8 protein-coding genes are annotated in these 12,039 nt (G+C 62.0%); 1 reads left to right on the top strand and 7 read right to left on the bottom strand.

What is annotated here, in order from left to right:
* Positions 1–2 precede the first annotated feature (2 nt).
* From VC35_RS23555 to VC35_RS23525, 7 genes are all read right to left on the bottom strand, one after another.
* Positions 3–2,720: a nitrate reductase gene (locus VC35_RS23555; RefSeq protein WP_046042891.1), complete on the bottom strand. Its 2,718-nt coding sequence runs from the start codon at positions 2,718–2,720 to the stop codon at positions 3–5.
* Entirely contained in the window at positions 2,720–3,037 is a 318-nt protein-coding gene (nirD, locus tag VC35_RS23550) for a nitrite reductase small subunit NirD (protein WP_046042889.1), read from the bottom strand. Before nirD ends, VC35_RS23555 begins: the two co-directional genes overlap by 1 nt.
* Positions 3,034–5,487: a nitrite reductase large subunit NirB gene (nirB, locus tag VC35_RS23545; RefSeq protein WP_046042887.1), complete on the bottom strand. Its 2,454-nt coding sequence runs from the start codon at positions 5,485–5,487 to the stop codon at positions 3,034–3,036. The genes nirD and nirB overlap by 4 nt, the downstream gene beginning before the upstream one ends.
* Before the next feature lie 290 nt (positions 5,488–5,777).
* Entirely contained in the window at positions 5,778–7,445 is a 1,668-nt protein-coding gene (locus VC35_RS23540; protein ID WP_046042885.1) for a bifunctional protein-serine/threonine kinase/phosphatase, read from the bottom strand.
* Between the two features lie 7 nt (positions 7,446–7,452).
* Positions 7,453–8,664: a nitrate/nitrite transporter gene (locus VC35_RS23535; RefSeq protein ID WP_046042884.1), complete on the bottom strand. Its 1,212-nt coding sequence runs from the start codon at positions 8,662–8,664 to the stop codon at positions 7,453–7,455.
* Positions 8,665–8,898: 234 nt separating this feature from the next.
* Complete coding sequence (locus VC35_RS23530) at positions 8,899–9,474, bottom strand: ANTAR domain-containing response regulator (RefSeq protein WP_046042882.1); 576 nt, start codon at positions 9,472–9,474, stop codon at positions 8,899–8,901.
* A gap of 15 nt (positions 9,475–9,489) precedes the next feature.
* The gene (locus VC35_RS23525; RefSeq protein WP_046042960.1) at positions 9,490–10,701 is read right to left on the bottom strand and encodes a CmpA/NrtA family ABC transporter substrate-binding protein; all 1,212 of its coding nucleotides are present in this window, start codon (positions 10,699–10,701) and stop codon (positions 9,490–9,492) included.
* A gap of 228 nt (positions 10,702–10,929) precedes the next feature.
* On the opposite strand from VC35_RS23525, the gene VC35_RS23520 reads away from it, so the two are divergent.
* Positions 10,930–11,949, top strand: a complete 1,020-nt coding sequence (locus VC35_RS23520; protein ID WP_046042881.1) for a quinone-dependent dihydroorotate dehydrogenase — start codon at positions 10,930–10,932, stop codon at positions 11,947–11,949.
* Positions 11,950–12,039 lie beyond the last annotated feature (90 nt).

Raw genomic sequence — 12,039 nt, 5'->3', positions numbered from 1 at the left:
CCTCACGAGAAGACGGTGATTGGCTGCGCCGTGGCAGCCAGCAGGCGTTTGATTTCCGGAACGCAGGACCCGCATTGCGTGCCGCAACCCAGTTCTTGCTTGAGTCCCTGCAAGTCCAAGCCGCGGCTGATGCCAGCGCAGATCGCGTTCTGGCCGACGTTCTTGCAATTGCACAGGATCTTGTTCGCGTTGACGGGCGCGTCGAGATTGCCCGGTGGTGCGCTCAGCGGCGCAAGCAACCAGCGCCGCAGTTGCTGGTCCGCGCGACCTTCGAGCCACAGCCCCTGCAACCAGTGCTGGGCAAGGGTTTCACCGGCCAATCGAATGGCAGTGATCCGGCCATTTTCGATCCGCACGCGCTTGCCGATGGCCCGTCGAGGGTCGTCGTAAGCCAGCACCGGGCCGTCATCGAGCGCCAGGTTTTTATCGATTTCGCTTAGCAGCTCTGCCGAAGGTGCTGAAGTATTGGCCGCCCGTACAAGCAGGGCAGGGCGCTCGCGACCAACAAGGCTGAGGCTGACGTAGGAAAACGCCTCACAGAGCGGTCGTAGCGTCTCAAAATGCCGTTGAACATCGCCCTCGATCAGTGCGAACAGTTTCCAGGGCAAATCCACCGGATCCAGGCGAACGCCGCTGTGTTTAAGTTCGGGCTGTTTTGACAAAGGATCGAATGCGGGCAGGGTGAGGCTGTTCACCCCGCCCTTGAGAAAACGGTCGCCCCAATGCATCGGCAAAAAGGCCTGGCCCGGGCGCACGCTGTCATCGCTGGCAACCGCGACGACGACGGCGCCGCGTCGGCTTTTCAGGCTGACCAGATCCCCAGGCTGCAGGCGATGGCGGCGCAGTTCGTCCGGGTGCAGGCTCAACTCCGCTTCGTTGACATGGCCGAATAGCTGCGCGGCTGTGCCGGTGCGGCTCATGCCGTGCCATTGATCGCGCAGGCGGCCGGTGATCAGGGTCAGCGGGAAGCGAGCATCCCGTTGCTCTTTGGCGGCGCGATACGGATCGGCCACGAACTTTGCGCGCCCATTGGCAGTGGCAAATATCCCGTCGACGTACAGCCGTGCCGTACCTTCAACGGCACCCACAGGGAAGGGCCATTGCTGCGGGCCGAGACGATCGATCAGTGCATGGCTGATGCCGGACAGATCCAGGTCGCGGCCTTGAGTCAGTTGTTTGTATTCGTCAAAGACCTGAGCGGGATTATCAAATTCAAACAGGCTGGTTTGGCCGGGACGCAGGTGTTTTTCCAGACGTTGTGCGAAATCTACGGTGATTGCCCAGTCCGGCCGCGCCTCACCCGGTGCGACGATTGCCTGGCGTACGTGGGAAATGCGCCGCTCGGAGTTGGTCACGCAACCTTCCTTTTCACCCCAACTGGCAGCGGGCAGCAGAAGGTCGGCGAACTTCGCGGTTTCAGTGGTGCTGAAGGCTTCCTGCAGCACCACGAACGGGCAGGCTTGCAAGGCTGCGCGCACGGCCGTCTGGTCCGGCATGGATTGCGCGGGGTTGGTACAGGCGATCCATAGCGCCTTGATCTTGCCGTTGCGCACTTGCTCAAACAGCTCGATTGCGGTGAGTCCGGGATTTTCCGGCAGTTGCTCGACGCCCCAGTAGGACGCGACTTGCTCACGGTGTTGTGCATTGGCGGCGTCACGGTGGCCGGGCAGCAGGTTGGACAAACTGCCGGTTTCCCGCCCGCCCATGGCATTTGGCTGACCGGTGAGGGAGAAAGGTCCGGCGCCGGGACGACCGATCTGCCCGGTGGCCAGGTGCAGGTTGATCAGTGCACTGTTTTTCGCGCTGCCGGCGGTGGACTGGTTAAGCCCCATGCACCACAGCGACAGAAAGCTCGGTGATGTGCCGATCCACTCGGCACATTGCTGCAATTGCCCGAGGCTGATTCCGCAGAGCTGCGAAACCATTTGCGGCGTGTAGTCACGCACCAGGTTTTTCAGCTCGGCCAGGCCTTCGGTGTGGTCCCGGATGAAGTCACGATCGATCCAGTCTTCCCACAGCAGCAGATGCAAAATCCCATGGAACAGGGCGACATCGGTGCCCGGCAAGATCGCCAGGTGCAGGTCAGCCAGATCGCAGGTGTCTGTACGACGAGGGTCAATGACGATGACCTTCATCTGCGGCCGGCGGGATTTGGCGGCTTCCAGCCGGCGAAACAGCACCGGGTGAGCGTAGGCCATGTTGCTGCCGACGATCATCACGCAATCGCTCAGCTCCAGGTCTTCGTAGCTGCAGGGCGGGGCGTCGGCACCCAGGCTGCGCTTGTAGCCGACCACCGCCGAGGACATGCACAGGCGCGAATTGCTGTCGATGTTGTTGGTGCCTACCAGGGCACGTGCCAGCTTGTTGAAGGCGTAGTAGTCCTCGGTCAACAGTTGCCCGGAAATGTAGAACGCGACGCTGTCCGGGCCATGTTCGGCAATGGTCGCGGCAAACACGCTGGTAGCGTGATCGAGGGCGGTATCCCAATCGGTGCGGTGACGGGCCAGGCCTTTACCGAGACGCAGTTCGGGGTACAGCGCCCGCGCCGTCAAGTCGCCGGTCAGGTGCAGGGTCGAACCCTTGCTGCACAGTTTGCCGAAATTGGCCGGGTGCGCCGGGTCGCCGCTGACGCCGAGGATGCGCTCGCCGTCGTGTTCGATCAGCACGCCACAGCCGACCCCGCAGTAACAGCAGGTGGATGCAGTGATCTGGCGGTCCATCAGCCTGCATCCCGCAGGGCCAGCATCACTCGGCCATTTTCCACCCGGGCGAGATGGTGATGGGCACAGCCGATGTCCGGGGCCAGGGCTTCGCCGCTTTCCAGGTCGATTTGCCAGTTGTGCAACGGGCAGGCCACCCGCTTGCCATAGACCAGGCCTTGGGACAACGGGCCGCCCTTGTGCGGGCAGCGGTCGTCAAGGGCGAACACTTCGTCGTCGCTGGTACGAAAAATCGCGATGTCTCCCTTTGGCCCGGCGATGATCCGCGAGCCCAGGGCATTGATCTCTTCCAGTGCGCAGATATCCAGCCAGTTCATGCCAGCACCTCCAGGTTTTTCACGGGGATGACGTCGAATTCTTTTTTCAGCTGGGGCTGTTCCAGGCGTTCCTTCCACGGGTCCTGTTCGAACGACAGCGAGAACTGCAGGCGATCGTTGAGCGCCTTGCGCCGCTCCGGATCTTCCAGCACGGCTTTCTTGATATGTTCCATGCCGACCCGTTGCAGGTAGTGCACGGTGCGTTCGAGGTAGAAGGCTTCTTCGCGATAGAGCTGCAGGAATGCACCGTTGTATTCGCGCACTTCTTCGGCGGTCTTCAGCTTGACGAAGAACTCCGCGACTTCGGTCTTGATCCCGCCGTTGCCACCGATGTACATCTCCCAGCCGGAGTCCACACCGATAATTCCCACATCCTTGATACCGGCTTCCGAGCAGTTGCGCGGGCAACCGGAGACAGCCAGCTTCACCTTGTGCGGCGACCACATGTTGAACAGGTCATGTTCCAGTTCAATGCCAAGTTGTGTGGAGTTCTGGGTGCCAAAGCGGCAGAACTCGCTGCCGACGCAGGTTTTCACCGTACGGATGGATTTGCCGTAGGCGTGGCCGGACGGCATGTCCAGGTCTTTCCACACCCCCGGCAGGTCTTGCTTGCGGATGCCCAGCAAGTCGATGCGCTGGCCACCGGTGACCTTGACCATCGGCACGTTGTACTTGTCGGCGACGTCGGCAATGCGCCGCAGCTCTGAAGGGTTGGTCACGCCGCCCCACATCCGCGGGACTACAGAGTAGGTACCGTCTTTCTGAATGTTGGCGTGGGCCCTTTCGTTGATCAGGCGCGATTGCGGATCGTCCTTGGCTTCCCCAGGCCAGGTGGAAATCAGGTAGTAGTTGAGCGCCGGCCGGCAGGTGGCGCAGCCGTTGGGTGTGCGCCAGTTCAGGTAGCTCATGGTGCCGGCGATTGTCAGCAGGTGCTGCTCGCGGATGGCCTGGCGGATTTGCCCGTGGTTGAGGTCGCTGCAGCCGCAGATGGCCTTTTCGCTTTTCGGTTTGACGTCCGCGGCGCCGCCCACGGTGTTGATCAGGATCTGTTCGACGAGGCCAGCGCAGGAGCCGCAGGAGCTGGCAGCCTTGGTGTGTTTCTTGACGTCGTCGACACTGAACAGCCCGTGTTCCTGAATGGCCTTGACGATGGTGCCCTTGCACACACCGTTGCAGCCGCAGACTTCGGCGGTTTCGGCCATGCTCATGGCTTTGTCCTGGCCCTGATGTCCTACATCGCCAAGTGCATTTTCACCAAACATCAGATGATCGCGGATCTCGCCGATGGCGTGATTCTCACGGATCTGCCGGAAATACCAGCCGCCATCTGCCGTATCGCCGTACAGGCAGGCACCGACCAGCACGTCATCCTTGATCACCAGTTTCTTGTAGACCCCGCCAATCGGGTCCGAGAGGGTGATGGTCTCGGTGCCTTCACCGCCCATGAAGTCGCCGGCGGAGAACAGGTCGATGCCGGTAACCTTCAATTTGGTCGAGGTCACCGACCCCTTGTAGGTGGCAAAACCCAGTTGGGCGAGGTGGTTGGCGCAGACTTTGGCCTGTTCGAACAGCGGCGCCACCAAGCCATAGGCGATGCCGCGGTGACTGGCACACTCACCGATGGCATAGATCCGTGGGTCGTAGGTTTGCAGTGTGTCGTTGACCAGAATCCCGCGGCTGCACGGAATGCCGGATTTCTCCGCCAGTTCGGTATTGGGGCGAATGCCGGCGGCCATCACGACCAGGTCGGCGGGGATGATGTCGCCGTTCTTGAATTGCACCGATCCGACCCGGCCGTTGCCCGCGTCGTGCAAGGCCTGGGTCTGCTCGCACAGGCGAAAGTGCAGGCCGCGAGATTCCAGCGCGCTTTGCAGTAGCTGGCCGCTGGTCTTGTCCAGTTGCCGTTCCAGCAACCACTCGCCGATATGCACCACGGTCACGTGCATGCCCCGCAGCATCAGGCCATTGGCGGCCTCCAGACCGAGCAGGCCGCCGCCGATCACCACGGCGTGACGGTGGGTTTTCGCGGTGTCGATCATGGCCTGGGTGTCGGCGATGTCACGGTAGCCGATCACGCCCTCAAGGGTGTTGCCGGGAATGGGCAGGATGAAGGGCGTCGAGCCGGTGGCGATCAGCAGGCGATCGTATTCGGCTTCGCTGCCGTCTTCGGCGATGACCCGGCGCTTGACCCGGTCGATCTCCACCACCTTGCGGTTGAGCAGCAGCTTGATGTTGTTTTCCAGGTACCAGTCCAGGTCGTTGAGCACGATCTCTTCGAAGGTCTGTTCACCCGCCAACACCGGCGACAACAGGATGCGGTTGTAGTTGGTGTGCGGTTCGGCGCCGAAGACCGTGATGTCGTACAGCTCAGTGCTCAGTTTGAGCAGCTCTTCCAGGGTTCGGACCCCGGCCATGCCGTTGCCGATCATCACCAGTTTTAGTTTTTTCATCAGGTTCTCCGGGGAGCTCAGGCCTGCCTCATCGGGGTTCAGGCCATGCTCGACAAATTTTGCGCAAACAAAAAAAGGCGTCCCGCTAGTTGCCTAGCGAGGACGCCTTTGTCCTGGTCCCGTTCTCTCGGGAAGTGCAACCTTCGTCGTTGAAGCCTGCGCTGTATGTCTGTTGCAAGAGGTAATGCAGTGGTTATGCCAAGTCGCTCGAATCCCGTGTTTGTTGGCTATTTCCCCGTTCGCAAGGACAGAGCCGTAAGGGAATGCACCGATTCAAGGCGCATTGCCCGTTAATGGAGCGCAACCACCAGCAGCACCAGGTTCAGCAGCAAGGACACCAGCGCCAATGTCCGCCAGACTTTCAGCGGCTCGCGCTCCAGTAAGGGCTTGGGGCGTACGCTCAAGCTGCGGCGTTCGCCCTGTTCCATCAGCAGCAGCCATTCTTCCGCCGTTTCGAAACGCTGGTCGGGGGCCGCTGCCACGGCGCGCTCCAGGCTATGGGCGATCCAGTCCGGCAGGTCGGGCCGGTAGCGGCTGGCGTCGACCGGGAGGCCAAACCTCGGGCGTTGGAACGCTTCGATTTCGCCATAGGGATAGTGCCCGGTGAGCACGAAATACAGGGTCACACCGACGGCATACAAATCCTGCCGTGGCGTCGGTACATCGCCGCGAAAGGCTTCGGGCGCGATGTAACTGGGTGTGCCCGGCAGCGCCCAGGGCAGGTCTTGCGAAAGCCCGGGACAGTAGGCGAGGCCGAAATCCAGCAGGCGCAACTCACCATCGTCCCCCAGCAACAGGTTTTCCGGTTTGATATCGCGATGCAGGATCTGCCGTCGATGCAGCAGGCCGACCGCTCGCAGCAAGCGTTCGGCGATGTCTTGCCACTGGGGCAGCGGCAAGGGGCCGCTTTGTTCATGCCGTTGGGCCAGGGTAGCGCCCGAATACTCACGCATCACGTAGTACAAATGCTGACGCTGACTGGCGGCATGGACTTCAGGAAAATGTCGACCGGCCACGCGTTTGAGAAACCATTCTTCCGACAGTAACGCTTGCCCGGCCTGGTGATCGTCGTGCAAACGCCCCGGCAGGGTTTTCAGCAGCCAGGGTTGTTGCTGGCTGTCGCGAACGCGATAAAGCAGTGATTGCTGGCTCTGTGCGACGATCCCCTCGACCTGCCAGCCTTCGAACGCCTGACCCGGTTTCAGGGCTGGCGGCAGTGGCCATTGCTGTAAGTGCATCAACGCATCGCCAATGCTCGCTTCGCCAAGGGCATCGACCCGCACCAGCAGAGCGCTGGCGTTGTCCTGACTGCCCGCCAGGTGTGCGGCATTGACCAGGGTTTGCGCAGCGCTGTGCAAGTCCGGTTGATCCCGCAGGATCGCGGCAATGGCAGTATCGCCCAGGACGGCCCAGACGCCGTCGCTGAGCAGGACGAAGCTTTCATCGACGCGCAACTCACCGTCGAGAAAGTCCAGCACCAGGTGTTGATCGAGCCCCAGCGCCCGTTTCAGCACATGCTGCATGCCCTGCTGGTCCCAGACGTGATCCTCGCTGATTCGCTGCAATTGGTCGGCGTGCCAGCGATACACCCGGCAATCGCCGACATGGGCCAGGGTAAAACGCCGGCCACGCAGGACCAGCGCACTGAGGGTGGTCAGCAGCGGTTGCCCGCCGCCATTGGCCTGCAACCAGCGGTTTTGCGCCAGCAGCAGACGATCGAGTGCCTGTGCGACGCTCCAGGTTTCCGGCGTAGCGTAGTAATCCAGCGCCAGGGCCTGCAGCGTCGAACGGGCAGCCAGACCGCCATCGACGCATTGGCTGACACCGTCGGCAATCGCGAACAGGTAACCCTTGCTCGCGGCCAGCGCCGGAGCCGGCGTGACCAGGCGCAGGGCGTCCTGGTTTTCCTCGCGAGGACCGATGGCGCTGGCTTCAGCGAAACTCAGTTGCAGGCTCATCGTGGCGTCAGACCCGCGCAGCCGTCACGGCGGCCGAACCCCAGGTGGTTCTCCAGCGACGTTTCACGCCGTGCAGACCGAACCAGGCCAGAACGCCGAGGCTGGCGAACAACCACAGCGCCAGTTGATAGCTGCCGGTGCTTTGCTTGATCGCGCCCATGCCGGCCGCAAGGGCAAACCCGCCGATGCCGCCGGCCATGCCGATCAGGCCGGTCATCACGCCGATTTCCCGGCGAAAGCGCTGGGGCACCAACTGGAATACCGCGCCATTGCCTGCACCCAGACCGAGCATGGTGCAGACGAAAAGCGCCAGTGCGGCGTAGGAACTCGGCAGGTTGAAGCCGACCACGGCAATGCAGATCGCCGCGACGGTGTACATCGCCAACAGGGTCCGAATGCCGCCGAACCGGTCAGCCAGCGCGCCACCCAAGGGACGCATCAGGCTGCCGCCGAACACGCAGGCAGCGGTGTAGTAGCCGGCAGTCACCGGGCTCAAGCCGTATTGGTCGTTAAAGTAACCGGGCAGGGCGCTGGCAAGGCCGATGAAGCCGCCGAACGTCACGCTGTAGAAGAACATGAACCACCAGCTGTCACGATCACCCAGGGCCTTGAAGTAGTCGGCGATGGATTTGGCCTTTGGCCGCTCGGGGGCATTGCGGGCCAGCCAGGCGAAGACGACCAGGGTCAGGATCAACGGAATCAGGGCAAACCCGAACACGTTGCTCCAGCCAAACGCCGCCGCCAGCACCGGGGCGATCAATGCCGCGAGCACTGTGCCTGAGTTACCCGCGCCGGCGATGCCCATGGCCTTGCCTTGGTGCTGTGGTGGATACCACTGCGAGGCCAAGGGCAGGGCGACGGCGAAGGAGGCGCCGGCCATACCGAGGAACAGCCCCAGCACCAAGGCTTGCTCGTAGCTGTGGATCCCGAGTTTCCAAGCGCCGAATAGCGCGCAGATCACGATGACCTGACCGATCAGGCCGGCGGTTTTGGGTGACAGGCGATCAGCCAGCATCCCCATCACGAAGCGCAACACCGCCCCGGCCAGAATCGGCGTGGCGACCACCAGCCCCCGTTGCTGCGTCGTCAGGTGCAGGTCGGCGGCGATCTGTACCGCCAAAGGACCGAGCAGGTACCAGACCATGAAACTCAGGTCGAAATAGAGGAACGCTGCGAACAATGTGGGTGTATGGCCGGATTTCCAGAAGCTTGAATTCATTGCGCACCTCAGCTGTGAAGAGTCTCGAAAGGAGTCATGAGCTTGCAGGTGGGGCGCCGATACGGCCGCACCACCGGCCCCGTGCTGTGGGGCCAAAACGAAAAAACGCCGCCACCCGATCCGCCAAGGGCAAATGAGGTGAGCGACGTCTTTGTCGTAGGTGGGGCAACCGCCGTTGGTTACCTGTAGTGATTACTTAGCGAGATCTGTGCCAACACTGCTTTTGTGGCAGGGTCAACCCAGCAACTCGCTCATGGCAATAATCTGCTCCGCCACTTGAATCAGCTTCTGCTGGCGGCTCATCGCCTGGCGGCGCATCAGCGTGTAGGCCTCTTCCTCGTTGCAGTCCTTCATTTTCATCAGCATTCCCTTGGCCAGTTCGATGCGCTTGCGCTCGGCCAATTGCTGGTCGCGGGCATGCAACTGGGCACGCAAGGCCTGGTCGCTTTCGAAGCGTGCCATTGCCACGTCGAGAATCGGCTGCAGGCGTTGTGCGTGAATGCCTTCGACGATGTAGGCACTGACCCCGGACTTGATCGCCTGGCGCATCACATCGGGGTCGTGTTCGTCCGTGAACATCACAATCGGTCGTGGCTGGTCGCGTGTCACCAGCACCACTTGTTCCATGACATCGCGGCCCGGTGACTCGGTATCGATCAGAATCACATCCGGACGCACCGTTTCGACGCGTTCTGGCAGGTCGATGGTCAAACCGGATTCATCGATCACTTCGAATCCGGCCTCGGTCAGGGCGGCCTTCAGGCGTCCGACTTTCTTGGCGGTGTCGTTGATCAGCAGGATACGCAGCATGTTCGTGGTCTCCTGTCAGCGGCTGGCGGATCGGTGCGAGCTGTCGCTCATGGCGTGCAGTTTGAAACTGCGGGCATAACCGGCCGGGTCCGAACCGTCCCAGATCTTGCCGTCGATCAATTGACTGCTACGCATTTGCTCGGCTGACGAAGCGACGCCGACGGCACGGGCGGCTTCACGGTAGAGGTCCAGTTGCTGGACCTGCCGGGCAACCGCGAGATAGTCCGGATCATCGCGCAACAAGCCCCAGCGGCGGAACTGGGTCATGAACCACATGCCGTCGGACAGGTACGGCAGGTTGACCTCGCCATCGCCGTGAAAGCGCAGCGCGTGCGGGTCTTGCCAGCGCTGGCCAAGGCCGTCGGCGTATTCGCCCAGCAGGCGTGGTTCGATGCAGTCCAGTGGTGCGTCAAGGTACTGCGCGGCACTGAGCAATTGTGCGGTACTGCGGCGATTCTCGGTGCTTTGTTCGATGAAGCGGCTGGCTTCCAGAACCGCCATCACCAACACCCGCGCGGTATTGGGGTATTGCTCGACGAATGCACGGGTGCAGCCGAGGACCTTCTCCGGATGATCGGGCCAGAGGGTCTGGGTCGTGGCCAGGGTGAAACCGAGGTCCTGTTGCACGGCGCTGGCGGACCAGGGTTCGCCGACGCAGAAGCCGTCGATACGCCCGGCCCGCAGGTGCGCGACCATCTGCGGTGGCGGCACCACCACGCTGTCGACATCCAGCAGCGGGTGAATGCCCTGGCTGGCGAGCCAGTAATACAACCACATGGCATGGGTGCCGGTGGGAAACGTCTGGGCGAAGGTGAGTTTTGAGCGAGTTTGGTGCACGTGCCTATCCAGTGCTTCAGGACTGGTCACTCCAAGCGCTTGCAAACCGTGGGACAGATTGATGCTCTGGCCGTTCTGATTCAGGCCCATCAACACGGCCATGTCGGTCGCGGCCACGCCACCGATGCCCAGGTGAACGGCATAAATCAGACCGTAGAGGCTGTGGGCGGCATCGAGTTCGCCGCTGACCAGTTTGTCCCGCAGGTTGGCCCAGGACGACTGCCGCTTGAGGTTCAGGGTCAAGCCGTGGGGCTGGGCAAAGCCCTGGGTGGCGGCGACAACCACCGAGGCGCAGTCGCTCAGGGCCATGAAGCCGAGATTGATTTCGGTTTTTTCCGGGGCATCGCTGCCATTGACCCAGGCTAGAGGGCCGGCTGACGGTTCGTTCATCGCGTGTTCACCTTGCAAAAAAAACGTCGTCCCGAGTTCTTGCATGAGCAGGCCGGGGACGACGCCATTGTCTTTGCACACATTCGGTCGTTGGCATGGGTGCTGGTGCCCAGAGTGGTGCAAGGCATATGCCATCGTCCGTTGATTTGATCACGCGCCTCGCTTGCCGCCCCGTTGCACGGCTATAATCGCCACCTCAATTCGCCGCCAATCGAGTCAAATCCGCCCATGTACACCCTGGCCCGTCAGCTGTTGTTCAAACTCTCCCCGGAAACCTCCCACGATCTGTCCCTGGACCTGATCGGCGCGGGCGGGCGTCTTGGACTCAACGGCTTGCTGTGCAAGGCCCCGGCGAAGGTGCCGGTGAATGTCATGGGCCTGGACTTCCCGAATCCGGTGGGGCTGGCCGCCGGCCTGGACAAGAACGGCGCGGCCATCGATGGTTTCGCCCAACTGGGTTTCGGTTTTGTCGAAATCGGCACTATCACGCCGCGCCCACAGCCTGGCAACCCGAAACCACGCCTGTTCCGTTTGCCGGAAGCCGAGGCGATCATCAACCGCATGGGCTTCAACAACCTCGGCGTCGATCACCTGCTCGCCCGCGTGGCGGCGGCCAAGTACAAGGGCGTGCTGGGCATCAACATCGGCAAGAACTTCGATACACCGGTCGAGCGTGCCGTGGACGACTACCTGATCTGCCTGGACAAGGTCTACGCCCACGCCAGCTATGTGACGGTCAACGTCAGTTCGCCGAACACGCCGGGCCTGCGCAGCCTGCAATTCGGTGACTCTCTCAAGCAGTTGCTGGCCGATCTGGCCGAGCGCCGCGCGGAACTGGCATTGCGTCATGGCAAACATGTACCGCTGGCGATCAAGATCGCGCCGGACATGAGCGACGAAGAAACCGCGCAAGTTGCGCAAGCGCTGATCGAAACCGGGATGGATGCGGTCATTGCGACTAACACCACCCTGAGCCGCGTAGGCGTCGAAGGCATGGAGCATGGCGAAGAAGCCGGCGGTCTGTCCGGCGCACCGGTTCGTGACAAGAGTACCCACACGGTGCAAGTGCTGGCGTCGGAGCTGGGCGGGCGTTTACCGATCATTGCGGCGGGCGGCATTACCGAAGGCAAGCACGCGGCGGAGAAAATCGCTGCAGGCGCGAGCCTGGTGCAGATCTACTCGGGCTTCATCTACAAAGGCCCGGCGCTGATTCGTGAGTCGGTCGACGCAATCGCAGCGCTACGCTAACGAGCTTTTGTGGCGAGGGGGCTTGCCCCCGTCCGACTGCGAAGCAGTCGTGAGCCCTATGATCGCAATGCTATTGATACACCGCATTGT

This window comes from Pseudomonas fluorescens (assembly GCF_000967965.1).
Taxonomy (GTDB): domain Bacteria; phylum Pseudomonadota; class Gammaproteobacteria; order Pseudomonadales; family Pseudomonadaceae; genus Aquipseudomonas; species Aquipseudomonas grandcourensis.
Note: the sequence above shows the minus strand (reverse complement) of the source record. Positions and strands in the feature narration are given on the sequence as shown.

Excerpts from the sequence above, each read along its gene's own strand:
- VC35_RS23555 (WP_046042891.1), bottom strand. The coding sequence starts at position 2,720 with ATGGACCGCCAGATCACTGCATCCACCTGCTGTTACTGCGGGGTCGGC.
- nirD (WP_046042889.1), bottom strand. The coding sequence starts at position 3,037 with ATGAACTGGCTGGATATCTGCGCACTGGAAGAGATCAATGCCCTGGGC.
- nirB (WP_046042887.1), bottom strand. The coding sequence starts at position 5,487 with ATGAAAAAACTAAAACTGGTGATGATCGGCAACGGCATGGCCGGGGTC.
- VC35_RS23540 (WP_046042885.1), bottom strand. The coding sequence starts at position 7,445 with ATGAGCCTGCAACTGAGTTTCGCTGAAGCCAGCGCCATCGGTCCTCGC.
- VC35_RS23535 (WP_046042884.1), bottom strand. The coding sequence starts at position 8,664 with ATGAATTCAAGCTTCTGGAAATCCGGCCATACACCCACATTGTTCGCA.
- VC35_RS23530 (WP_046042882.1), bottom strand. The coding sequence starts at position 9,474 with ATGCTGCGTATCCTGCTGATCAACGACACCGCCAAGAAAGTCGGACGC.
- VC35_RS23525 (WP_046042960.1), bottom strand. The coding sequence starts at position 10,701 with ATGAACGAACCGTCAGCCGGCCCTCTAGCCTGGGTCAATGGCAGCGAT.
- VC35_RS23520 (WP_046042881.1), top strand. The coding sequence starts at position 10,930 with ATGTACACCCTGGCCCGTCAGCTGTTGTTCAAACTCTCCCCGGAAACC.